This is a genomic window from Vibrio crassostreae (genome assembly GCF_041439375.1).
Taxonomy (GTDB): domain Bacteria; phylum Pseudomonadota; class Gammaproteobacteria; order Enterobacterales; family Vibrionaceae; genus Vibrio; species Vibrio crassostreae_D.
On sequence record NZ_JBGONY010000022.1, the window covers coordinates 1 to 24,725 of the forward strand.

General features: G+C 43.2%; 22 protein-coding genes and 2 pseudogenes. 18 read left to right on the forward strand and 6 right to left on the reverse strand.

Going from position 1 to position 24,725, the window contains the following annotated elements:
* Positions 1–266 precede the first annotated feature (266 nt).
* Positions 267–476 (reverse strand): DUF2986 domain-containing protein, encoded by a 210-nt coding sequence (locus ACED45_RS11230; protein WP_086714063.1) that lies wholly within the window; start codon positions 474–476, stop codon positions 267–269.
* 97 nt (positions 477–573) lie between these two features.
* Between ACED45_RS11230 and ACED45_RS11235 the strand changes: the two genes are divergently transcribed.
* Both ACED45_RS11235 and ACED45_RS11240 read left to right on the forward strand, forming a co-directional pair.
* On the forward strand, positions 574–1,089 hold the full coding sequence (locus ACED45_RS11235) for a GNAT family N-acetyltransferase (RefSeq protein ID WP_285954470.1): 516 nt from the start codon (positions 574–576) through the stop codon (positions 1,087–1,089).
* 2 nt (positions 1,090–1,091) lie between these two features.
* The gene (locus ACED45_RS11240; RefSeq protein ID WP_371714055.1) at positions 1,092–1,487 is read left to right on the forward strand and encodes a nitrous oxide-stimulated promoter family protein; all 396 of its coding nucleotides are present in this window, start codon (positions 1,092–1,094) and stop codon (positions 1,485–1,487) included.
* Positions 1,488–1,594: 107 nt separating this feature from the next.
* On the opposite strand, the gene ACED45_RS11245 is transcribed toward ACED45_RS11240, so the two are convergent.
* On the reverse strand, positions 1,595–2,992 hold the full coding sequence (locus ACED45_RS11245) for an MATE family efflux transporter (protein ID WP_371714056.1): 1,398 nt from the start codon (positions 2,990–2,992) through the stop codon (positions 1,595–1,597).
* Between the two features lie 50 nt (positions 2,993–3,042).
* On the opposite strand from ACED45_RS11245, the gene ACED45_RS11250 reads away from it, so the two are divergent.
* The 3 genes and pseudogenes from ACED45_RS11250 (at position 3,043) to ACED45_RS11260 (ending at position 4,926) form a co-directional block, all read left to right on the forward strand.
* Positions 3,043–3,936, forward strand: a complete 894-nt coding sequence (locus tag ACED45_RS11250) for a helix-turn-helix domain-containing protein (RefSeq protein WP_371714057.1) — start codon at positions 3,043–3,045, stop codon at positions 3,934–3,936.
* A gap of 120 nt (positions 3,937–4,056) precedes the next feature.
* Positions 4,057–4,443, forward strand: a pseudogene (locus ACED45_RS11255) (winged helix-turn-helix domain-containing protein).
* 147 nt (positions 4,444–4,590) lie between these two features.
* Positions 4,591–4,926 carry a helix-turn-helix domain-containing protein gene (locus ACED45_RS11260; RefSeq protein ID WP_327784940.1) on the forward strand — a complete coding sequence of 112 codons (336 nt, stop codon included), beginning with the start codon at positions 4,591–4,593 and terminating at the stop codon, positions 4,924–4,926.
* Positions 4,927–5,067: 141 nt separating this feature from the next.
* Here the strand turns inward: ACED45_RS11260 and ACED45_RS11265 are convergent, their stop codons facing one another.
* Positions 5,068–6,219, reverse strand: a complete 1,152-nt coding sequence (locus tag ACED45_RS11265) for an MFS transporter (protein ID WP_048662820.1) — start codon at positions 6,217–6,219, stop codon at positions 5,068–5,070.
* Positions 6,220–6,482: 263 nt separating this feature from the next.
* On the reverse strand, positions 6,483–7,514 hold the full coding sequence (locus tag ACED45_RS11270) for an AraC family transcriptional regulator (protein WP_146490427.1): 1,032 nt from the start codon (positions 7,512–7,514) through the stop codon (positions 6,483–6,485).
* 389 nt (positions 7,515–7,903) lie between these two features.
* On the opposite strand from ACED45_RS11270, the gene ACED45_RS11275 reads away from it, so the two are divergent.
* A complete protein-coding gene (locus ACED45_RS11275) occupies positions 7,904–9,490 on the forward strand; it encodes a long-chain-fatty-acid--CoA ligase (RefSeq protein ID WP_371714058.1) in 1,587 nt (528 codons plus the stop codon).
* Positions 9,483–11,150, forward strand: a complete 1,668-nt coding sequence (locus ACED45_RS11280; RefSeq protein ID WP_371714059.1) for a GMC family oxidoreductase — start codon at positions 9,483–9,485, stop codon at positions 11,148–11,150. The genes ACED45_RS11275 and ACED45_RS11280 overlap by 8 nt, the downstream gene beginning before the upstream one ends.
* A gap of 109 nt (positions 11,151–11,259) precedes the next feature.
* Here ACED45_RS11280 and trxC read toward each other — a convergent pair whose 3' ends face one another.
* Positions 11,260–11,694, reverse strand: a complete 435-nt coding sequence (gene trxC / locus ACED45_RS11285; RefSeq protein ID WP_048660138.1) for a thioredoxin TrxC — start codon at positions 11,692–11,694, stop codon at positions 11,260–11,262.
* Positions 11,695–11,816: 122 nt separating this feature from the next.
* On the opposite strand from trxC, the gene ACED45_RS11290 reads away from it, so the two are divergent.
* The 5 genes from ACED45_RS11290 (at position 11,817) to ACED45_RS11310 (ending at position 15,828) form a co-directional block, all read left to right on the forward strand.
* Positions 11,817–12,914, forward strand: coding sequence for a ketoacyl-ACP synthase III (locus ACED45_RS11290; RefSeq protein ID WP_017097618.1), 1,098 nt, complete (start codon positions 11,817–11,819; stop codon positions 12,912–12,914).
* Positions 12,915–12,936: 22 nt separating this feature from the next.
* Positions 12,937–13,401, forward strand: a complete 465-nt coding sequence (locus tag ACED45_RS11295; RefSeq protein ID WP_371714083.1) for a GNAT family N-acetyltransferase — start codon at positions 12,937–12,939, stop codon at positions 13,399–13,401.
* Positions 13,402–13,500: 99 nt separating this feature from the next.
* Entirely contained in the window at positions 13,501–14,733 is a 1,233-nt protein-coding gene (locus tag ACED45_RS11300; protein WP_048662816.1) for a glycosyltransferase, read from the forward strand.
* 202 nt (positions 14,734–14,935) lie between these two features.
* The gene (locus tag ACED45_RS11305; RefSeq protein ID WP_065677066.1) at positions 14,936–15,397 is read left to right on the forward strand and encodes a YeeE/YedE family protein; all 462 of its coding nucleotides are present in this window, start codon (positions 14,936–14,938) and stop codon (positions 15,395–15,397) included.
* Complete coding sequence (locus ACED45_RS11310; protein WP_371714060.1) at positions 15,397–15,828, forward strand: DUF6691 family protein; 432 nt, start codon at positions 15,397–15,399, stop codon at positions 15,826–15,828. The genes ACED45_RS11305 and ACED45_RS11310 overlap by 1 nt, the downstream gene beginning before the upstream one ends.
* Before the next feature lie 99 nt (positions 15,829–15,927).
* Here the strand turns inward: ACED45_RS11310 and ACED45_RS11315 are convergent, their stop codons facing one another.
* Positions 15,928–16,803 (reverse strand): endonuclease/exonuclease/phosphatase family protein, encoded by an 876-nt coding sequence (locus ACED45_RS11315; protein WP_146490433.1) that lies wholly within the window; start codon positions 16,801–16,803, stop codon positions 15,928–15,930.
* 303 nt (positions 16,804–17,106) lie between these two features.
* Here ACED45_RS11315 and nrdD (ACED45_RS11320) point away from each other — a divergent pair.
* The 6 genes and pseudogenes from nrdD (ACED45_RS11320) to ACED45_RS11345 form a co-directional block, all read left to right on the forward strand.
* Positions 17,107–17,964: pseudogene (gene nrdD, locus ACED45_RS11320) on the forward strand (anaerobic ribonucleoside-triphosphate reductase); the annotation flags it as partial.
* A gap of 249 nt (positions 17,965–18,213) precedes the next feature.
* On the forward strand, positions 18,214–20,355 hold the full coding sequence (gene nrdD / locus ACED45_RS11325; RefSeq protein WP_371714061.1) for an anaerobic ribonucleoside-triphosphate reductase: 2,142 nt from the start codon (positions 18,214–18,216) through the stop codon (positions 20,353–20,355).
* 6 nt (positions 20,356–20,361) lie between these two features.
* Positions 20,362–20,832, forward strand: coding sequence for an anaerobic ribonucleoside-triphosphate reductase-activating protein (gene nrdG, locus ACED45_RS11330; RefSeq protein WP_371714062.1), 471 nt, complete (start codon positions 20,362–20,364; stop codon positions 20,830–20,832).
* Positions 20,833–20,856: 24 nt separating this feature from the next.
* Positions 20,857–21,888: a hypothetical protein gene (locus ACED45_RS11335; protein ID WP_371714063.1), complete on the forward strand. Its 1,032-nt coding sequence runs from the start codon at positions 20,857–20,859 to the stop codon at positions 21,886–21,888.
* Positions 21,889–21,893: 5 nt separating this feature from the next.
* The gene (locus ACED45_RS11340; protein WP_371714064.1) at positions 21,894–24,122 is read left to right on the forward strand and encodes a ThiF family adenylyltransferase; all 2,229 of its coding nucleotides are present in this window, start codon (positions 21,894–21,896) and stop codon (positions 24,120–24,122) included.
* Positions 24,119–24,616 carry a hypothetical protein gene (locus tag ACED45_RS11345; protein ID WP_371714065.1) on the forward strand — a complete coding sequence of 166 codons (498 nt, stop codon included), beginning with the start codon at positions 24,119–24,121 and terminating at the stop codon, positions 24,614–24,616. Before ACED45_RS11340 ends, ACED45_RS11345 begins: the two co-directional genes overlap by 4 nt.
* Positions 24,617–24,725: the final 109 nt, after the last annotated feature.

A 24,725-nucleotide genomic window follows, 5' to 3' on the forward strand; every position in this document is an offset into this window, starting at 1 on the left:
AGATGATCTGATCGTAGCTTTAAGCATTAGTTCCCTGATTTAGGAAACAAAGCCTTGTGGATTCTGTTGATCGTTGGGGTAGAGCAGGAATCAACGCAAAAGCACCGTTTGCTCGTTGGGAAGTGCAACCTTTCAAAGGTTAGGTGGCTAAAATAAGTGAGCTAATAAACCGCTCGATCAAAAAAGCAACCCAAATAGAGGCTGCTTTTTTTGTTTTTGTTCATCTGCTCTGTGTATTGAGCTAGACAAGGGCTGCGAGTATAAACTTACTCTGCAGTTTTTGTCTCTTCAGCTTCAACAGTTGTTTCGACTGTGCCTTCAGCCTGCTCTTGAGCTGCTTTAGCCTGTTCTTCAGCTTCCATTTTTGCACGGTCAGCTTTAGAAATGTAGCGAGGCTTGTTGCTACTATGCAGTTTAGAATTCGCCTGTTTCTGCTTCTTTTTTAGAATTTGATTGATTTTTTTCTTACGGTTCATTGCTGCATAGCCTTGTATTTAGTTTAGGCGGTGGAGGATAATCATTTTAGCTCTAGAACTCAATATTTACATGGTATTCACCAAGGAAAATATCACTATGCAGGCAGTCGAGACCGAACGCTTACGATTAAGAATGATCACACCTCAAGATGCGGCGTTTATTCAACGATTATACAGCTCAGAAGATTTCCTGCGTTACATTGGTGATAAGGAAATCAGCGACACTGAAAAGGCTGTCGAGTACATCGAAAACAACATTCTTAAGATGCATGAAGAGAAGGGTGTTTGCCTATTGATGGTCGAAATAAAGGATTCCTTAACCCCAATTGGTATTTGCGGATTAATTAAAAGAGATAGCTTAGACTCGCATGATATTGGCTATGGCTTTGTTCCTGAAGTGTATGGGCAAGGGTTTGCTCATGAAGCGGCAAAAGCAATAATCGAACAAGCTAAGCAGAATGCTGACATCGATCATTTAGTTGCCATCACTACCTCTGATAACATTCGAAGCATCGCACTACTGACTAAACTGGGTTTTGCGTTCGAGCGAGTTGAAGACGTGATAAGTGAAAGCGTTAATCTCAATCTGTACAGTCTCTCTCTGGGTAGTTAATCATGTTCCAACATAACAATATTCTACAAGGCGAACTCGCGACGGAGTACAAAACCGTTATTGCGATGGTGCACATCTACTGTAAAGATCACCACGGTGCAGTGCGTCCGAATGGCGGGTTATGTGAAGAGTGTGAGCAATTGTTGCGCTATGCCGAAACACGACTTGATCGCTGCCCTTATGGCGAAGCAAAACCGACCTGCAATAAGTGTCCGATTCATTGCTATAAGCCCGACCCTAAAGAGCAGATGCGTTTAGTGATGCGTTATGCCGGGCCAAGAATGTTACTCAAGCATCCGATTTTAGCGATCAGGCATTTGATACATGAAAAACGAAAAGTGCCCGAGAAGCCGCTGCCGAATGTGTCGAACCGCCATATCCGAATGAACAAGAAGTAACGTATTGTTTGCCGTACAAAACGGTTCAGAAACAAGAAAGGTCTGATTTCTCAGACTTTTTTGTGTTTATATTCGATACCTAAAACTAGAACCTTGAACGTAAGAGATTACGCTGCTTGAGGTTGTTCGTAGGTCACCGTCAGGTTGTTGATCCAGCGTCGGCTTAGGTAACGATGAGAACAAATTGCCAGTTTCACCACTTCTTCTACCAACATCAAACCATAGATGTATTTGAAATCCCATCCAGCGACAAACGCGCCGTAAACACATACTGGAATGCCCACCATCCACATCGCGATGAAGTCCATACGCAGGCAAAATGCATTATCGCCACCAGCGCGAATAATGCCATTGATGATCACCATGTTCAGCATGCGGATCACCACAGCAAAGCACATGATCATCATTGCTGGCGCGGCGAGTGGATACAGTTTCTCGTCTGTTAAGTTCAGCCAACTCAACACGTGCTCTTTGCCTAGGAAGAGAAGAAGGCCAACAACTGCGCCAAACCCAATCACAGCTTTTATGAACGTCAGACCCATGCTCATTGCATCATCAAATTCATCACGGCCGAGTGAGTGGCCAAGCAGTACAGAACACGCCACTGAGATACCAAAGAAGATCGAGTAACACAGCGATTCAAATGGTGCGAGCATCGAAAACACCGCAAGCTCAGTCGTGCCCATGTGACCGAAAATCATTTGATATGCCATGGTACCCATTGCCCACAACACAGCATTCATCGTCAACGGCAAAGCAATGCGACGGTAAGACAACCACAATGACGGGCGATGTGGTGAGCTCGGTGTCGTTAATAGCCAATGTTTACGCATACGCATGTAGCTATACATCAAGCCCACTTGAATCAATCGCGCTAAGGTTGTCGCCAATGCCGCACCTGCGACGCCCATTGCTGGAATGCCGAAAGCACCTTTAATAAGAATGAAGTTAAGCGCAATGTTGAGTGCGATGGTAACGCCACCTAATAACAGCGGAGTTACGGTGTCACCTGATGAGCGCATGCTTGCCTCTACCACGACAACAATGTGAGTCAGAAGTAGAACAGGGAAGCCATACCATAGGTAAGTTGCGCCAAGTTCAATCACGGTTTGATCGCTGGTTTGCAACATCATTAAAAACTGAGAACCAAGAGTGATGATTGCAGTAACAGGCAGCAGAACTTTTAAGCCAAATATCATCGCAATCGATGATACCGTTCGTGCGCTTTTTCGGTCATTTTTCCCCCAGTATTGAGCGACTAATGTACCGTTTGCTGAGGCCAACCCTGCCATAATCATAATAGCAACGAAGTGCCATTTTGACGCAATTCCCACAGCTGCAGCTGCTTCCATACCATAATCACTGACCATTAATACGTCAGCAAGGGCAAGAATAGCCACCAGCGCACTTTGCAAAGCAACAGGCAAGCCAAGTTTAACGATACGAGGAAAGATGCTCTCTGGCTTGTTATTCATAGATGAGTTAGGGTTGATGTTAGTTGTCATAAGCTCTCCGATTTATGGCAGAACTATAGTGATTTGAGTGAAGTAACAACATGTTTAAAAAACAACAAAACCTGTGCAAATCCGTCATTGATTCAATGAGACCAAAATCAACTTGGCATGATGATGTTTTTCTCGCTGAACAGTGCAAAGAACGTTTTTTGACCGTTGAAGATATTCCAGAGATGAAAAGCTTTGGTGTTTATATGGGCGGCATGGCGAAGCTATATGATGGTTATTGGTTTGAGCGTGAATCCGTTAATGTTCATACGTTGATTTTCACTATGGAAGGTGGTGGTGTTCTAACAACCGCAACATCGGTACAAGCGATTACGCCTTATACACTCGTGGTTCTTCCTGCTGAAACCCCATTTCGTTTTGAACTCGATCATCAATATAATTATTGGAAAATGGCGTGGATGTTGACGCCTGATACTAAGCAGTGGCAGCACATCGCAAGTTTAGGTCAGGGGATTGTGCCGTTCGGAGAGTGTGAGCAGATCTGGTCATTAATGAACTTGGTGTACTTTGAGATAGGCGGTAGAGCCAGTTACCGTAAGTTACTCTTGAGTGAAATTATTCGAACCTTGACGGGGTTTGAGCCTAAGTCGACCAGCACCACTGCACGTGTTCAAGCGCTTTATAACGAGATTGAAAGCAGTCTGCACCAGCCATGGACAGTAGCAGGGATGGCCGAAAGAGTGTTCATCAGTGAAGAGCAACTCAACCGAGTCACCAAGACGCTATTTAACCTGTCACCACGCAGCAAATTGATTCAATTACGTATGGATAAAGCCACCAGTCTACTGAAATATCAAGATTGGTCTGTTTCTATGATTGCTAATCGCTTGGGCTACAAGGATCCTTATAACTTTTCGCATCGTTTCAAAAAGCATTTCGGCTTGTCACCCAGTCAGTATCGAAAGAGTCATCGACTGCGCGGTTAGCTTCGCTTGCTTCCTCGTTCAATTACGCAAGATCAAACTTTGCAGTAATATTACGGTATTGAGCTATCTATCAATTTAGTATTTTTAATCTATTCGGTACTATTAGAAATATCTAAAAACATGAATGCATATGCAGTGTGAGGAATAAATGCAACAAGCTATCGGTAAGGTGAATGATTTTACTCTTCCATCAAAGCTCACTTTAAATAATAAAGAGTTTCAATCATGCACGAAAATTGTTCGAAAACAGGGCTGTGGATCAATAATAGGAACGCTTTCTGAGCCTCATCGTAAAGTGCTTTTCTATCTTTACCTGAACAGAGGTCAAGTAGTTAGCAAGCAAATATTGAAGAGCGTAGGCTGGGCTGGTAAAGCTGTGACATCTGCTTCTGTTTTGGTCGCTATTTACGAAATAAGAAGGATTCTTGACTGTCGTTGTATTCAAACAATTTCCAACGAAGGGTATGTCATGGAGTAATAAATAATCTCCTATTGATATCCTATTAATATTTTAATAATAAAAATTTAATCTCTTTACCGTACGAATTCCATTGATTATCGTCAAATCTAAAACGTCCACATATAAGCGACGTTATATAAATACGAACAAATCTGACATTGTCGCTGGCTATATAGTAAGGGAATGATATAAAAATGGACTCTTATCCTGTAATAGAAACGAACCATTCTGAAAACAACGTAATACTTGAATTAAACGGTAAAATTGTTGAACTCAACACCAAACTTGTTCGCAACGTAGAGAACGGCTACGTACTGGCTACCATGCCTTTGGCATACCGAAAGATCATTCTATTTATGAATCGACATAGGGGTGAATTGTTCAGTGTTAGTCAATTAAAGAAGATTGGCTGGGAAAGTGAGAAAGTGACCAACTCATCTGTGATTGTTGCGATATCCGAAATAAGATCGTTATTCGGAGATGGATTAATCATTACCATCACTGGTGAAGGTTACGTATTTCAACCTTAACTTTCTAAAATAATAGACGTTATTGTTATTTGTTGTCGATCTTTCTTACCGTTGGCATAAAACAAAAAGGGCTCTTCGCTTAGACATGAAGTCTTAACTCAGAGCCCTGATGACACGTCTCTTGTGTCTGTCTATTTGAGCTTACTCGCCTGCAATCTGTAGGTGAGAGCGCTTTAGACTAGCAATCAACATGTAGATCGTTGTAGCAAGTAGAGACGCGAACAGGTATGTGAATAATCCTGCTTGTGAATCCATAAAGCTGTCTGCAACGATTGGTCCGGCAACAGAACCGATGCTGTAGCAAAGTAGCATGATCTGAGTCACTGACACCAAGTAGCTTGGGTCAAGGTTTCGGCAACCCAAGTTAATCGCGATTGGGTATAGCGCAAATGTCGCCATGCCTAATACGAACAAGCTCATGCCTAGTACGTAGAAATCGTGATTGATAGTCAGCACACCAATGCTTGCAACGCCTAGCAGGCAGAACAGAGCCATTAATAACACTTGTCCTATGTGGTGAGATAACCAAGTCACCATCGGCTGTACAGCCATGCCACCCATGATAACCAAAGCCATCAAACCGCCAATGTCTTCGTGCGCAATGTTACGTTGAGCAAGTTCAACTGGCATCAAGCCGTAAATCGCACCTAGAGTTAATCCAGACACAATGCAGCCAATTAGCGCGCTGTGGCTTAATTTGCTGATCTGCTTTAAAGACAAAGATTGCGCATCGTGGATCTGTGGTGGTGTTGCTTGTCCGTACATCAGAACAATGATCGCACCAAACAGAAGGGTGAACATTGCGATGAAAGGTACACCACCAGTAATACCTAGGTAACCGATACCAAGCTGACCAACTGCAGAACCACCGTACAGTGAGCACATGTAGATAGCGAGACGTTTTGCGCGTTGTGATTCGTCACCGCTCATTAGCCAAGACTCTACAATCACAAAGATACCTGCAACCGCTACACCAGCCACAAAGCGAGCTAATAGCCATACAGCTTGGTGTGGGATCAATGGCAATACAAGGATCGTTGCGATGAACACACTCAATGCGATTACGAACGCGTCTTTGTGACCAACACGCGCAATGGCACGTTCAATCAATAATGTACCAGCCAGTAGACCTGCATAGAATGCACTCGCCAACCAACTCGATAGATCTTTGTCTAAGCCATACTCAGACAGCATTAATGGTAATGAACTCATTAAGTAGCCTGAAGCGATCGCGTAAAAAGACAATGCAATAACAGGAACAGTTATGCGAGTTGTTGGTTGGATGTTGTCCAATGCAGGAGCCTCTAAATAGTAAAAGAAACGATGAATTTTCCGCGACTATGGGGGAGAAACTGAATTGGGTAAAACGAATAAAAATGGTCGTTAAGATAAAAGAAATTTATCGACTGACTAAGCTAAAATACCGTTGCGAAATTTGGTCATTTGACGAGATTTTATGTGGTCAAAAAGCCGTTAAACCCTTGTTCATTGGCTATTTAATTAAGAGGGTGAAAACAAATTTATTTGTAGCGTTGAAATTAAATTTGAAGTGCAGTTTACGATAAGAGCGCTTCTTTACGGTATTGGCGTGGCGAGTTACCACTCCACTTACGAAAGGCATGTCGAAAGTTAGCACTATCAGAAAAGCCAACTCGTTCAGATATCTCTTCAATACTCATTTGAGTTGAAGAAAGGTAGTGCCGGGAAAGGTGATAGCGAACATGATCAAGTATCTTCTGATAGCTTGTATCAGCAGCCTTTAGGTGACGGCGCAGTGTTCGAGAAGACATGCCGAGTTCTGAAGAAATGGATTCTATCGAAGGGTAACATCCCGGCCTTTCAATCAGCATCTGTGAGACTTTCTCTTTGAGGCTGGTGGGTGCGCTGACTTTTGCCAACATGTCATCACACGACTTTAAGCACATCTGTAAAGTGATGGTATTGGCGGTAGGAAGAGACGAATACAAGGTGGTCGCGTCAAACTCCCATTCAAGACGGTCACTATTGAATTCAACCGGGCAACCAAAAACTTCTGTATAAAGATCCCCGTATTCAGGTTTTGGATAGGGGAATCGGATCACTTGAGAAGGAAAGGGTTGTTGCAAGACTTCTTCGCACAAACTGTGTATCGCCGCGAACCAGTATTCACAACAAAAGGGCAGTAAAGAATCAAGTTCGATCAGTTGCTCTGCCCGAAAGTAGCCAACGTTGTCTTCTACTGACATGGTCTTTCTAAGAACTGGGCCAGCAAGTTGCAGATACTTGAACCCAATCAGTAAAGCATCCAACAGCGTTTCGCTACTGAATACCGCATAACCCAAAACACCAAAGTCACTAAATCGTGCTTGTTGGCCGACTCTTAACCCTAAACCACCTTCATCTGTGTTCGCTAACGCATTACTGAACACAGCAAGCTTTTGCGCCAAAGTGATGTGTGTATCAGGTGTGTTGAGTTGGAGAGCATCGATGTTACTGCCTTCGAGTAACTCTTCGATACAGAGAGCAGGTGATAGGTAACGATGCAGCAACTGAAGATCCAGAATGCCGAATGCTTGCATATCGGGTTCGTAAACTGCGGTGTATTCCATAAGCTGCCTCTTGTTGAATATCGATATTTTAACCGAACTTTTAACATTTATGCCTGTTGCTTGTTCTCACTTTCGCAAGCTTGTTCCAAATTTTGGTTTATGTGTGCAAGGTTTTATTGGGCTTGCGCAGGCTTTGTCCGAATTTCACCGGTTTTTGTCTTTTTGAAACCTGTTCGAAATGTTACCAAAATGTTGTAATTTCTTGGGTTGCACATTGGAGCGTCTCAGACATTTTGCTCAATCACTACTATTTTGCTCAATAAATACTCTTACCTACATGACACACCAATGTGCAGAATTTGATAGCAACAAAGACAACACTTATTACAACGATTAAAACGTCTAAGGCGAATGTGACCGCTAGGTCAAGCCGAATAAGGAGATCATGGATGCACAATCTTGCTGTTAACTTGGAGCGCAGCGCTTCGCTTTTTCCAACTAAAGCCGCTCTGCGTATGGGATCGGATGAAGTCAGCTTTTCTCAGTTAGAACAACTTTCTGGAAACGTGGCCGCGAACCTTAAAAGGCTCGGGTTAAAAAAGGGAGATAAGGTCGCGCTGTCGTGTCCGAACGTCACGTATTTTCCAATCGCTTATTACGGGATTCTAAAAGCGGGCTGTGTGGTGGTGCCTTTGAATGTGTTATTCAAGGCCAGAGAGATCGCTTATCACCTTAATGATTCAGATGCGAAAGCTTATTTATGCTTTGAGGGCAGTGAAGAGTTACCTATCGGACGCTATGGATTACAAGGTTTTGTCCAGGTCGATAACTGCGAACATTTCGTGTCTATGCCAATACCAAACGGCGCAACATCCTTGCTTTCAGAAAACCATGAGCAGCATGAATCAATAGCTGATTGGTTAGCACAACCTTTGACTCCTTTTGAATCTGTGGCTTGTCATGGCGATGATACTGCTGTGATCCTTTATACCTCTGGTACGACTGGGCAGCCAAAAGGGGCTGAGCTTTCCCACACCAACATGCAAACCAATGCGATGTCTTCGCAGTATCTTATGAGATTGGAATATAGCGATACCACAATGGCCACACTTCCTCTATTCCACAGTTTTGGCCAAACTGTGATGATGAACGCGAGCGTGTTAACGGGCTCTACCATGGTGTTGATTCCGCGCTTTGAGCCGTCCTTGGTGATCGAGCAGATCATTAACCATAAAGTCAGTGTGTTTGCGGGCGTTCCTACTATGTATATTGCGCTTCTAAAAGCTGGAGAAGAGTCTTTAGAGCGCTCAGAGCAAGTCAAACACAGCTTGAGGCTTGGTGTGTCTGGTGGTGCTTCGATGCCACTTGAGGTTATTCGACAGTTTGAATCTCGTTTCGAATTACCAGTCTTAGAAGGGTATGGGCTCTCAGAAACGGCGCCGGTTGCGACCTTTAACCATATTGATGGCGATCGTTTGACGGGCAGTGTGGGTCAGCCTTTATGTGGCCACCTCATTAAGATTACTGATATACAAGGCAACTCAGTCGCTATGGGGGATTTGGGAGAAGTCTGCATTAAAAGCCCAAGTGTCATGAAAGGTTATTATCAACGACCTGAAGCAACGGCAGAAGCGATCAGAGACGGCTGGTTTTTAACGGGTGACATCGGACGCGTCGATGAGCACGGTAACTTGTTTATTGTTGATCGTGTTAAAGACATGATCATTCGTGGTGGTTACAACGTTTATCCACGAGAAATTGAAGAAGTATTGATGTGTCACCCTGATGTGGAGATGGTGGCGGTGGTGGGCGAGCACCATGATCAGTTGGGTGAAGAGATTCACGCCCATGTTGTACTTCACGAGCATACCCAGTGTGATAGCAAAGCCTTGATGGCTTGGTGTCGTGAGCAACTCGCGGACTACAAATATCCTCGTAAGGTGTTTATTCGTAGCGCCTTACCCATGACTGCTACCGGAAAAGTCTTAAAACGAGAGCTACACCCTTTAGAAGTTGCGGAGGCAATCAATGGATAACTATGACTTTATCATCGTAGGTGGCGGTTCGGCTGGTTGTGTGATGGCTTCTCGATTGTCGGAAGACCCTAATGTGACGGTTTGCTTGTTAGAAGCTGGCGGTAAAGATACGAGCCCATTTATTCATACGCCGGTTGGCGTTGTGGCTATGATGCCGACAAAGCTCAATAACTGGGCTTTCGAGACAGTCGAACAGCCGGGTTTAAATGGTAGGAAGGGCTATCAACCGAGGGGCAAGACTCTCGGTGGTTCCAGCTCTATCAATGCCATGATGTACGCCCGTGGACATCGTTATGACTATGACACATGGGAGAGCTTAGGCAATGCTGGCTGGAACTATGAATCGTGTCTGCCTTACTTTAAAAAAGCAGAAAATAACGAAGTTCACCAAGATGAGTATCACGGCCAAGGTGGTCCTCTTAATGTGGCAAATCTTAGGTCGCCAAGCCCGATGTTGGAGCGGTATTTAACTGCGTGTGAGTCGATAGGTGTGCCACGCAATGAAGATATAAATGGGGCTGCTCAGTTTGGTGCAATGCCGACTCAGGTCACTCAGCTGAATGGCGAACGGTGCAGTGCTGCCAAGGCTTACCTAACTCCAAACCTGTCACGATCGAATCTTACCGTCGTGACCAAAGCAACCACACATAAGGTTTTGTTTGAAGGTAAGAAAGCGGTAGGTGTTGAATACGGCTCCAATGGCAAACGTTATCAGATCCGATGCAACAAGGAAGTCATTTTGTCTGCAGGTGCTTTTGGCTCTCCCCAATTGCTATTACTGTCTGGTGTCGGTTGTAAAGCTGAACTAGAGACGCATGGTATCGAACAAGTTCATGAATTACCCGGTGTGGGCAAGAACCTGCAAGATCATATCGACTTGGTTCACTCCTATAAGTGCAGCGAAAAGCGCGAAACGTTCGGTATTTCATTGCAAATGGCATCTGAAATGACCAAAGCACTGCCCTTATGGCACAAAGAACGCCGTGGTAAGATGAGCAGTAACTTTGCAGAGGGAATCGGCTTTCTTTGTTCAGATGATCATATCGCGGTGCCTGATTTAGAGTTTGTATTTGTCGTTGCTGTTGTGGATGACCATGCCCGAAAAATCCATACCAGTCATGGCTTTACCTCTCATGTCACATTGTTGCGTCCCAAAAGTAATGGCACTGTAACGCTCAATAGTAGTGATCCCTATGATCCACCTAGGATCGACCCTGCGTTTTTCAGCCATCCTGAAGACATGGAGATCATGATTAAAGGGTGGAAAAAGCAGTATCAAATGCTAGAAAGCGAAGCGTTCGATGATATTCGTGGCAATGCTTTTTATCCTGTTGATGTCAATGATGACAAGGCTATAGAGCAAGACATCCGTAACCGAGCTGATACCCAATATCACCCTGTTGGAACCTGTAAAATGGGGCCTAATAGTGATTCATTAGCCGTGGTAGATAAAGATCTCAAAGTTTATGGATTGGATAACTTGAGAGTCATTGATGCTTCGGTAATGCCGACACTGATTGGGGCAAACACTAATGCGCCAACCATTATGATTGCTGAAAAAGTCGCTGATCAGATTAAAAGCCAATACAACTTAGATAAGAAAGACAGTGTAAATAAGCAGGTCGCGAATGAGAGCGCAGAACACGAAATGACTGGTTAGCCGGAAAGGTTAGAGAAAACAGGCAGATTTACAATAGGTTAGGGAGCCTTATCCATTAAGGTTCCTTAACCTATTTTGTTTGTTGATTGCTGAAAGAATCGAAACAAACTTACTTCGTTAGAGCTTGATTAAGCCATTGATCAAATTGACCTTTTGGTAACGCACCGTTGATCGTGTCGACACGTTTACCGTCTTTAAAGACCATGACCGTCGGAATACTTCTGATTTGATACATTGCAGCAAGCTGTTGCTGAGCTTCAGTATCAATCTTAACGAATCGAACATCTCCAGAGCGTTCTTTTGCAACGTCGCTGAACACAGGCGCGAAGCCTACACATGGGTTACACCATGTCGCCCAGAAGTCGACAACTACAGGCTGTGAACTGTTCAAGATAGATTGGAAATTAAGTGACGTTCCCTCGATAGGAGCGCCATCGAGCAGTGCTGTTTTGCATTTACCACAAGTTGGGCTTTCTGAAATTCTTTCTGAAGGAACTCGGTTTAAGCCATTACAAGAAGGGCAGCGTGTGTTGAATGTAGACATAACTTTCTCTTTTTATTGTAACTCCGTGGCTAACGTGATTTACGAATCACGCACGGAGCGCTTATACTGTTTAAAACTAGAATACGATACTTAAATAAAAACAAACAATAAACAGGTAAATGATGACAAAATTTTACGCCGAAATTACTGGCTGGGGAAAGTGTCTGCCACCAGCCGTGCTGTCCAATGATGATTTAAGCACTTTCATTGATACGTCTGACGAGTGGATTCGTACTCGAACTGGTATCGAAAACCGTCGTATCAGTCATGTAAATACCTCTGAGCTAGCGACTGTTGCTGCTCAACACGCAATGGCGTGCGCTGGCCTTACTGCCGAAGATATCGATCTCGTGATCATCGCAACGTGCAGCCCTGATTCTCTTATTCCAAATACTGCGTCTAAGGTTCAACAGAACCTAGGTATCAAGAGCGCAGCGGCTTTTGACCTTAACGCAGCATGTACAGGCTTCATTTACGGTGTTGAAACCGCAACTCGATTGATTCAAGCGGGCAACTACCGCAATGCAATCGTTGTCGGCGCAGAACGTCTTTCATTCTTCATCGACTGGACCAAGCGTGATACTGCGGTTCTATTCGGTGATGGCGCTGGCGCTGTGGTTCTATCTCGCACTGAAGAACAAGTTGGCCTGCAAGAAGCGCAGATAGGTTGTGACGCAGAAGGCCGCGATATTCTAGCAGTGCCAAAGTTCGGTACATCTATGGATCGCTTCGCTGCTGACAACGGTTACTGGGACTTTGATTTCGTAGGTAAAGAGATCTTCAAACGTGCGGTTAAAGGCATGGGTGCAGCAGCACATACAGTATTGAGCCGTACTGGCATCTCAACAGACAACATTGACGTTGTGATTCCACACCAAGCAAATATCCGAATCATTCAAACTCTGTGCGATATGGCGGGCATTGAACGTGAGAAAGCGTTCGTGAACATTCAAAATTACGGCAACACGTCGGCTGCGACTGTGCCAATTGCATTGTGTGAATCGTTAGAGCAAGGCTTTGTTAAACCGAACTCAAACATCCTTGTAGCGGCATTCGGTGCCGGTTTAACTTGGGGTGCTGGTCATATTAAATGGGGTAGCCGTGTTGAACCGTTAGGTCAGTCGGACGCTAAGCTTCCAGAAGCAGATAAGTCGGCTTTAGAGCTTTTGGAAAGAGCCATTTTACACTGTAAAACGCGTCCTAATTCTGAGAACGAGTAGCAACATGGCGCAAGTTCGTTTTATGGCAAAAGCCGACCTTGATGGTGCGGTTTTAGTTCACCAAGCTACTTTTGTTCGACAGCAAAACTCAAAAGATTGGTTACAATGTAACTTAAGCGCTTCACCACGCTTTCTTAACTTCGTTGCAGAGAGCGAAGGTGAGATTGTTGGCTACATAATTTGGGTGCAAAAGAGTGGGTTTAGACCTGAAGCTGTTTTAGAACTAGAGCAACTTGCCGTGTTACCAAGTGCGCAGGGGAAAGGATTGGGAAAAAAACTGATTCTGGACTCCTTGCCGCAAGTGAAGCAGAAGCTAGCAGAGCAAGGCTCGACGCTAAAACATGTATTAGTGACCACCAGAGCTGACAACTTTGCACAAAAGCTTTATCAATTGACGTTAGGTGCAGAGGTCAAAACCACGATTTCAAACCTGTACTCTGCTGATGAAGTGCTTATGATAGCTCGCAATGTAGGTGAGCGAATCTGATCGCTGAGTTCTTAGAACCAATTATAATCAGCGGTATAAATTGATTTACGTTTAATTAGGGACTTCTACAGTCCCTTTTGTTATTTCTTAGGAAGTGTTTTGAAGAAAGTTTTAGCAATTGGCTACGTTTGGCCAGAACCGAATTCATCGGCGGCTGGCAGCCACATGATGTCTCTTTTGCGTCTATTTAAGAGACAAGGTTGGTCTGTTGAATTCGCAACGCCAGCTCAAGAAACCGAGCACATGATCGACCTCTCAGAAGAGGGCATCACAAGCCAATCTATTCAGCTAAATTGCGATAGCTTTGACCAGTACATCGAAGAGCTGCAACCTGATGTTGTAATGTTTGACCGCTTTATGATGGAAGAGCAATTCGGCTGGCGCGTTGAGAAGGTATGTCCGAATGCCTTTAAGCTACTGGATACTGAAGATTTACAATTCCTACGCAATGCTCGACATGAAGCAGTTAAGAAAGAGACAGAGTTAACGAAAGAATACCTGTACAGTGATTTGGCGAAACGTGAAATTGCCGCGATTCTGCGCTGTGATCTTTCGTTGATCATCTCAAGCTACGAGATGGAACTGCTCCAATCTGAGTTCAATATCGATCCAAAGCTGTTACATCATCTGCCGTTTATGGTTGATCTTAATACGTTACCTGAAAGCACAAAAAGTTTTGAAGAACGTAAGCATTTCATGACGATAGGTAACTTTAGACATGCGCCTAACTGGGATGCGGTGCTTCAGTTACAGAAGATTTGGCCGAAGATTCGTAAGCAGTTGCCTGACACTGAGCTTCATATTTACGGTTCATACCCGCCGCCAAAGGCAACCGCTTTGCATAACCCTAAAACCGGTTTCCACATCAAAGGTTGGGCTAAAGATGCTCAAGAAGTGATGGAACAGGCACGTGTTTGTGTTGCGCCATTACGTTTTGGTGCGGGCATTAAAGGTAAGCTGCTTGATGCGATGAAGCTGCAAACTCCAAACGTGACGAGTGAGATCGGCAGTGAAGGCATGCTACCACAAGGCAAACTGCAATGGCCGGGTGCGGTGGCAGATGATATCGACGAGTTTGTTGAACAAGCTGTCGCTCTCTATAAAGATGAAGATAAGTGGCTTCAAGCTCAAAGCCAGTGTCATTCAATTCTTGAAGCGTACTATGAACAGAATCAACTGGGCGACAAATTGATCGAGCGATTAATTGCGCTAGATTCTGAGCTTGATTCGCATCGACTGGATAATTTCTTCGGTTCAATGCTAAAGCACCACAGCATGGCAAGCACTAAGTACATGTCGCAGTGGATTGCGGAGAAGAATAAGATTAAATAACGGTTCTTTACCACAGACAGAAGAAATCTTAAGCCCTTAGGTTAACACCTAGGGGCTTTTTTCATGGGGGAAGCTTTTTGATTACTGATTTACAAACCGAAACATACTGGTATTACATTAGCATTGACTAATTTATATTTATTAGTAAACTCTAATTTAAATAGCGGTGAGTTAGATTCGAGTTTGTGGATAGGAGAGGCCAGTGGTTAGTTTTATTCCTTGGGATGCTTTTTTCGGTGGCATGTTGTTAGGTGTGTCGGCCATTGTTTTAATGTTGGGCATTGGTCGAGTTGCAGGTATTAGTGGCATTGTCAGCCGTTTATTACCAGTTCGCACCAGCAACAAAGAAAGCAAAGACACGGATGCAGAAAAAACTGAAAAGCATTGGCGTATCGCGTTTGTTGTTGGAATGGTAGTTAGTGGTTGGTTGTTAATTCCTACCGGTTACCAACTCCCTCAATTGGAAGAGATGAACCTTTTGGTAGTCGTTATTGCTGGTCTGTTAGTCGGTTTTGGCACTAAAACGGCAAACGGCTGTACTAGTGGGCATGGCATTGTCGGCATGGCGCGTTTGTCTAAACGCTCCATTATCGCAACGTGTGTATTCATGGGTGTGGCAATAGCAACCGTGCTTATCAAGAACCTGATAGGGTTGGGGGCATAATGAAAAATTCTTCATTTAGTATCGTTGTTGGTTTACTTGCTGGAATCTTGTTTGGCTCGGGTATGATCATCTCAGGTATGGTTGATCCAAAGAAAGTACTTGGCTTCTTAGATGTGACTGGCAATTGGGATATCAGCTTGGCATTCGTCATGGGCGGTGCGCTACTGGTGTTCGCTCCGTTTTATCACCTAGTCATTAAAAAGCGCGCTAAAGCAATCAATGGCGAGCCGTTAGATAGCCGTAACAACCCGCTAATCGACAGAAAACTGATTCTAGGTTCAACAGCGTTTGGACTCGGTTGGGGGCTCGCAGGCTTTTGTCCAGGGCCTGCAGTTACAAGTCTTAGTGGCGGTAACCCAACTGTGTGGGTGTTTATGATAAGCATGCTGGCGGGAATGTGGTTGGCAGGTCGAACGAATAAAATTTGTTAACGTTAAACCTATCGCTGACCGCATAGGCTTGATATGAGTATTGAGAGGCTGACGCTCTTTAATCAGAAGCCAGTCAGCCTCTTTGTACATTTCTATCTATTATTTAATAGTCGTTGATACTGGGCAATGGTCACTGAGTTTGTAGTCCAACACATCTTGCGTTTCAAATACCTTCTGCTTTGCAGGTGATGCACTCAATGAATCGCTAACGACAATGTGGTCAATCACAGAGCGGAATTGGTGTGTGCGGTGGTTATTACGATTTGAGCGAACCTTACAATCCGCACGGGTCTTTCTTGTCGCCAAACGAGCATCCGTGTTTTCAGTTAAATCCTTCCACATCCAATCTCTTGAGTAGGATAGGTTATGGTTGAAGTCGCCTAAGATCGCATAGTCTTCACCGTTACGTTCTCTTTGTTGTATCCACTTATTCAGTTGTTGAGCTTGGTCTTTTAGGCGTGAACAATCGCGGTTAGACTTATACGCGCCGCTGCAGCCTGCCTTTAAATGTACAGACAACATGTGAATTGGTTTCGAGCCTGTTTCAACGACCACGTAACTGGCAAACCTAAGCTTGCTGTTAGTATTCGATTCCAGAGGAAAATCAGCGTAATCGGTGAGTGTGATTCCTTTACGAACTGCGAAGCCTGTGTATTGGTTCACTTCTTTGAACTGATGGTTACTGTTTTCTGGTAATGCTCGGTCAGACATCAATATCTTGTATTGATCGCCAGCCACGCGCTGAATGGCATTTACGTCATCGACTTCTTGAAAGGCGACCACATCCGCATCTAAGGATTGAAAGTATTCTTCAAGTTTGTCGAAATCAGTTTGATCACGTTGGGCAGAAAACTTATTCACAGCCTCGTTGGTTGATAACCATTCGATATTCCAACTGGATATGGTCAAAGGTTCAGCAAATGTCTGGCTACTGAGTAAGCAGCCTAACATTATCCAGTTTTGAAGTCGTTTCATCCCAAATATCCCTGATTTTGTCGTCCAATATAGTTGAGCCGTTATCCTACAACACTTACCAAAAATTCAACTCTTTTTAGCAGTTTTTTTATTGTTACATTGTTTCTTTTCGACTTGAGAACTAGCGTAATAATATTGAATTGATCTTAGTCAGCGTGAGAGTTTTATTGATCTAAATCAATACTCAAAGTTGGTGGTTCTCGTTAAATACGCCACAATATCTAGTGTTAGTTAAACGATAAATCGCTCTATATAGTGTGTTTGTGGATAAGTCTGTGAATACCTCAAGAGTAAGGAGAAGTGGTGAAATCAATCGTAATCAAGCGTGATGGCTCAAGAGCTCCATTCAGTAGAGATCGCATCCAAGCTGCAGTGGAAGCAGCATCAGACAAAGCCGATAAGGAAATTGCTATTTATGCACTGAATGTGGCATTAGCAGTTGAGTTGAAGCTCGAAGACTACGATGAAGTTCATATCTCTGAAATTCAAACCATGGTCGAGAACGAGCTAATGCAGGGACCATACAAGTCTCTGGCTCGTGCTTACATTGAATATCGTCATGACCGCGACATCGCACGTGAAAAGCAAAGTGCTTTAACTCGTGAGATCGAAGGTTTGATCGAAGAAAGCAATGTTGATCTGATCAATGAGAATGCCAACAAAGACGGCAAAGTTATCCCAACTCAGCGTGACTTGCTGGCGGGTATCGTGGCTAAACACTATGCGAAAACTCACATTTTGCCACGTGACATCGTACAAGCTCACGAGTGTGGTGACATTCACTACCACGATCTAGACTACGCACCGTTCTTCCCAATGTTTAACTGTATGCTTATCGATCTGAAAGGCATGTTAACGCATGGCTTCAAGATGGGTAACGCGGAAATTGACACTCCGAAGTCGATCTCTACGGCGACTGCGGTTACAGCGCAAATCATCGCGCAAGTGGCGAGCCATATTTATGGCGGTACTACGATTAACCGTATCGATGAGGTTTTAGAGCCTTACGTGATGGCGAGTTACGAGAAGCATTTATCGTTAGCGAAAGAGTGGGACATTCATAGCCCAGAAGCTTTTGCTATCTCTCGTACAGAGAAAGAGTGTTACGACGCGTTTCAGTCATTGGAATACGAAGTAAACACGCTGCACACTGCTAACGGGCATTATGTTGTAAAGCACTTTATGAAAATTATATGTGTGTGTGCGTACTATCTAGAGCAAGGGGATTTCACCTTAGCCCTTCAAGCCTCTAAAATGTTGGATTTCTCAACAATAGAGAATTCATTTCACCTGGCTGAGTTGGCTGTTTTTTCGGGAGAGTGCTCTCGTGAGTTTCAAAAGAAACAAAACTTACAAAAACAAGCCTTTCAAATTGCAGCTCAGAAGATAAAACTATAAGGAGAAATGAATATGATTATGAAGCAACACGAATTAGCAGTTGTGGTTAAACGTGACGGTGCAAAAGCAACCTTTAACGCACAACTCATTAAGAATGCTGTTCAAGCAGCAGCAGAGAGCATCAACAGCCCTAAGCGCGAACTTGGCGATATTGTAGCCGCTAACGTATGCGAGAAGATGAATGGTAAAGTCGAAATAGAGATTTCCAAGATCCAGTCTCTGGTCGAAAAAGAATTAATGCATGTAGATGAAGATGTAGCTCGTGCTTACATTGAGTATCGTCATGACCGTGATATACAACGTGAAAAAGCAAGTGCATTAAGTGCTGAAATTTCTGGTTTGGTTGATCAAAGCAACGCTGATCTACTGAATGAAAATGCAAATAAGGATGGCAAAGTAATTCCCACGCAGCGCGATCTTCTTGCAGGTATTATCTCTAAGCACTATGCAAAACACCACATGCTACCGCGTGATATTGTTCAAGCACATGAGATTGGTGAGATCCATTACCATGATCTGGATTACTCTCCATTCTTCCCGATGTTCAACTGCATGATTGTAGATCTAGAGAACATGCTGAAGAACGGTTTCCGAATGGGTAATGCAGAAATCGACACACCTAAGTCAATCCAAACAGCAACAGCCGTTACTGCCCAAATCGTAGCGCAAGTAGCTAGCCATACTTATGGTGGTACTACATTGAACCGTCTAGATGAGGTACTAGCACCTTACGTTACAGTAAGTCATGAGAAGCATCTCAATACGGCAAAAGAGTGGGATGTACCAAATCCTGAGGCTTATGCACGTAAACTTACAGAAAAGGAAGTTTACGATGCATTCCAATCTCTTGAGTACGAGATCAATACGCTTTTCTCAAGTAATGGGCAGACTCCGTTCTTGAGTGTGAACCTTGGCCTAGGGACAAGTTGGGAATCTAAACTCATTCAAAAGTCAATTTTCCAGAATAGAATCAAAGGATTAGGTAAAAACAAGAAGACTGCGGTTTTCCCTAAATTGCTATTCACAATCAAAGATGGCATCAACCTTAAAAAAGAAGATCCAAACTACGATATTAAGGAGCTTGCTCTAGAGTGTGCCTCAAAACGTATGTATCCAGACATTCTGAACTACGACAAAGTAGTGGAAGTTACTGGTTCATTCAAAGCACCAATGGGTTGCCGTAGCTTCCTAGGTCGTTATGTAGATGAGAATGGCAATGAAGTTCACGAAGGACGTAACAACCTCGGCGTAGTGAGCCTTAATCTACCTCGGATGGCTATTGAGGCTAATGGTGATGAAGCGAAATTCTACGAAATCATGGAAGAGCGCACTGAACTTGTTCGTCGTGCTCTCGAAACACGCATTGACAGACTCCGTGGCGTAAAGGCACGAGTCGCACCAATCCTATATACAGAAGGCGCTCTGGGTGTTCGACTGAACCCAGATGACGAAGTGTTGGACATCTTCAAGAATGGTCGTGCTTCAATCTCGATGGGATACATTGGTATTCATGAGACCATCAACGCTCTTTACGCTAAAGATGGTGAGCATATTTTTGATGATGAAACTCTTCGTCAGAAAGGTATCCAGATCGTTAAGTTCCTCAAGAACAAAGTCGATGGTTGGAAAGAGCAAAGTGGCTGGGGCTACAGCTTATACAGCACGCCTTCTGAAAATTTGTGTACTCGATTCTGCGCACTAGATACTAAAGAGTTCGGCGTACTAGATAGCGTGACTGACAAAGGTTACTACACGAATAGCTTCCATCTTGATGTGCAGAAGAAAGTTAATCCATACGACAAGATTGACTTCGAGATGCCATACCCTGAACTAGCGAGTGGTGGTTTTATCTGTTACGGCGAGTTCCCTAACATGCAGCGTAATATCGAAGCGCTAGAGAATGTGTGGGACTACAGCTACGACCGAGTTCCTTATTACGGCACTAACACGCCAATTGATGAGTGTTATGAGTGTGGTTTTGCAGGTGAGTTCGAGTGTACGAGCAAAGGTTTTACTTGTCCGAAGTGCGGCAATCATGACCCTAAAAAAGTATCAGTCACACGTCGTGTTTGTGGTTATTTAGGTTCTCCTGACGCTCGCCCGTTTAATTCAGGTAAGCAAGAAGAAGTTATTAGACGTGTTAAGCACATGTAGTATATTATGAATTACCATAAATATCAGCAAGTTGATGTTGTGAATGGTGAAGGTACACGTTGCACTCTGTTTGTAGCAGGGTGCGAACATAACTGCCCAGGTTGCTACAACAAATCAACGTTAAACCCCAATTCTGGTCATCTATTCACTCAAGAGATAGAAGAGCAGATCATCACAGACCTAAAAGATACGCGTATTAAGAGGCGTGGACTGTCACTATCAGGAGGTGATCCTTTACATCCAGCAAATATTGCTAGCATACATAAACTGGTTGTTAGGGTGAAAGAGGAATGTCCTGACAAAGACATATGGATGTGGACTGGCTACACCATCGATGAGCTATCTTCAGAACAAAAAGCGATAGTTGAACACATAGATGTTCTGATTGATGGGAAATTCGAACAAGAGCGATATGATTCTGAGTTACTATGGCGTGGCTCAAGCAATCAGGTAATTCATCGCTTTAAAGACATTTAAATTAATGATAGACAAGGAGCTGTCATGGCAGATTATATTAAATACTTACCCGTCGATAACGGTGATAGCATTTTGATCAAGTCGGGTTATAAGTCGGTTCTTACAGATATTAAATACCGCTCTTCTGATGATGATGTATATGATATTTTTGATGATATTAAAAACGCATGCTCAGACAACAAGCTAAGCCTTTTTGTGTCGACTCATCAAGACCAAGACCATGTGTTAGGCTTTTCCGATGTATTTCATTGTGGTACTCCAGATAACTGGAAAAACGATGGGAAAACGCTACTAGTTTGTGAGATTGCATGTTCTGAACGAGCATTGACAGAAGATAAAACAGACCAGTCAAGAGCGATATTAAACGAAATTCGCCGTCGCAATCGACTTAAAGGCACTAAGGATGCTGATAAGGACGGGAATCGTTTAAATATCGTCAAAGAAGGTGGCAGCCTTTCGATAGGCACTAAACTTAAAGGTAAGGTTTTAGCGCCAAATAGCGAAGAGGTTGAAGGCGAAAGCAGAAATAATAGCAGTGTTGTGGTGCGTTGGATCTATAGTGGCGAAAAGAACAATACAAAGATACTTTTAGGCGGCGACGCTGAATGTGAGGTATGGGAGCGCCTTGATTCTGACTATGAAAAAGAAGATCTTGATTGGCATTTGTGCTCGGCACCACATCACTGTAGTTTGACTCCTTTTGCAAAGAAAGATGACAAAACAGATAAAAACAGTGACTACGTAGATAATGACAAGGCGATTAGCGCCCTTAGTCATCCATTAGGCAAAGCATTTGTTGTTTCTTCTTCCAAGAAAATTAAGCGTGATGATGATAATCCACCTCATTACAAAGCTAAGAATAAGTGGATCTCAATATTGAAGACTTCTGAGAGCGATGAATCTAAAGAACGTTTCTTTTGTACAGCAGACCACGAAGGAGAAACAGCACCGATAGTTTTTACATTAAGTGATAAAGGTATAACCCTAGAGAAGAAGACAAAGAGCAGTAATGCTACTAAAGCGTCCGCAGTCAACAAGCCTACAACATACGGATAATTGAAATGCCAACTCTACCTGATTGGATTGGTTACGATGTAAGGGTATTAGAGCAGCACGAAGAAGTGCTGCTTTCTTCTGTTAAGGTATTGGAGCATACGATTGAGGTTTGTTTTGATATCAAATTCCCGCATTATCCTCAAGCTTGCGACAAGCGTATTCATAATCCAGAACAAATCAAATTAAGTTACTCAAAAACTGACGTGAGAAATGCACCTGATATTCTAGCGATGCGGAACGACTTCCCTAGAGATCTACCTCACTTAAATCCAACTAAGGTGACTTCTCCAGCTTCAATTTGCCTATGGCGAAAAGGTGGAACTGACGCTTTATACATGCAAAAAGGTATCGAAAGTCTTATTGATGTACTTCGAGAATGGTTAGTTGATGCATCTTTGGGGGATCTAAATACTGATGGATGGGAGCCATCCCCTCGAACGAGCTGTGCAAGCCTAGTTGTGAATGCACCTAAGTTGCAAGAGATGGTGTGTAATCATAAAAATGAAGGGATGTTACTTAAACTCAGTACAAAGGTCTTTTTTAGTAGGTTTAGGGAGACGCTATTTGGTGTTTCTGCCTGCAATTCAGATATTAACCTCAAAAACATTAGCAGTTATGTAAATGCAAGAAAAAGTGGTCAATGTGCTACGCAACAGGCAAGTATAGATGGAAAAAAGCTGGAAGATCTAAGTACGTTTGTCATTGTACCCAATCATGATCGTGTAGATGATGTTAACGACTGTCGAGAAATAGAATCTTTAGCTGACCTTAAAGCGTTTACTTGTGATGATAGGTTTAACAGTTTTGCTGATATTTTAGAGTCTGAGTTCTCTCGCTTCAATGAAGATCGAGCAGTTATTATTGTTATTGCTAAACGTAGACCTAAGGCGTTGATCTCCGAAATTATGGGACTTTCTCAAAATGAAGATCATAGAAAAGTAGAGTTACTTCCATTTCTAATCCACTATCGTAGACGAAAAATTCAGGTAGATTTTCTGTCATTACGTTCTCGAATGAGACCGAGAGAGTTAGCTCAAATTTCAGGGGTTGAATCTAACGAAAGTTCGGTTGGTTTTATTGGCGCAGGAGCTTTAGGGTCTGCTATCTCAGATCAGTTGGCTAGATCTGGTGTTTTCAAAATTAAGCAATGGGATAGGGATAGTATAGAATTACACAACTCTGCTCGTCATGTTTGTATCGATCCTACTTTTGAAACACCCGTGCTATCCACTAAAGCAAGAATGGTTGCTGATCGGTTAAAACAGTTGAGTGAAGAACATCGAAAGGGGGTTGAAGGGTTCGATAAGCATTTTGAACTTCAAAATGAAAAACTTATTTGCTCTAAGCTAGATTTACTTGTAGATACGACGGGCACTGACCTCATCGGTTCATGGCAAGAACGTCCTTCATGTGCAGTAACGCGAGTTTATGTTTCCGATAGTGGTCGTATTGGTGTCATCCAATGTCTGCAAAGTAATGGTGAAGGCGCAGATATGCTAGACCTTGATGCATATATGCTCTTGTCTTCGTGTCGGGTTGAAGCATTGCGTCAATGGTTAGTTCGAGATGCCGCCCTAGAATCTAAATTAGTAGGCTTGAGTTGTAGTAGCGAAACTTTGGCCTTACCGTGGTCTTCGGTACTTAATCATGCTTCAACCTTTGTCCCTTTAATTAGAAAGCAAATGTCTCAGTCTACAGCAATGCTGGGAGTCAATGTTTTAGATGATGATGGTCTACCTCGCGGATATGTCCCAGTAGCACTTCAAGACGAATTGTGTTTTGAGGAGAAAAAGGTTACTGATGCTAATGGAATAGAGTGGTATATTACCATTCACTCTTCTGTTATTGAAAAATGCGATTTAGTGACACATGAGTATTCACCAAATGAAGCAGGCGGCTACCTATGTGGACTTGTGAGCATGGAGTTAAACCGTATCTCAATAGTATTTGCATCAAAAGGCACATTTACGTCAACTCCAATAGGTCTGACTTTGGAACCTATTGATAAAGATAGGGAATGTAACGATTTAATGGACAATTGCAATGAGATGTTGTTGCCACTAGGCACATGGCACTCACATCCTTGTTCAACATCTAAAGAGTCGGGCACGGATTTGCGTACATTGAGAGATGTTACGAAACAAAAACAACCTTTGCCATTTGTGATGCTTATCAAAGGAGCTGATGGTATCAACTTGCAAGTAGGGTACAACAGGAATTTTGACTTAAAATGAATGAATTACTCGCTAAGATATCATCTTATAACTTGTTTAATTACTTGTTTCCAGGGGCATTATTTATTGTATTGTTGGAGGAACTTACACAGTTTTCGTTAAGGCAGGAGGATCTAGTTTTAGGTGTATTCTTTTACTATTTCATAGGTTTGGTCATAAGCCGTATTGGCTCAGTATTGGTGGAACCAATACTCAAGAAGCTTCGAATTGTTAAGTTTGCAGACTACACAGACTATGTAACCGCTTCAAAAGAGGACGGGCTTATTGTTACTCTTTCAGAGCAAAACAATATGTTTCGAACTTTGTGCTCTGTGATGTTTTGCCTTAGTTGTGCCAAGGTATGGGAGTTGTACTCGTTAAACGTCTCGTGGCTCAATGACAATATGGAAATTATTGTTATTTCTGGGTTAGGGGGATTGATGGTATTGGCCTATAGAAAACAGACTGCTTATATTCGTGCTAGAATTTCCCGTCATACTAATAAAGGATGTTGATAGTTAGCTTTGTATAGCAACATAGGCAAACTAGCTCTGTATGTTTAGTTTAGATCATATGAATCTACCGCCTTTGATGGGGAGTCTAGTTAGTTGAGTCTAACTTTGG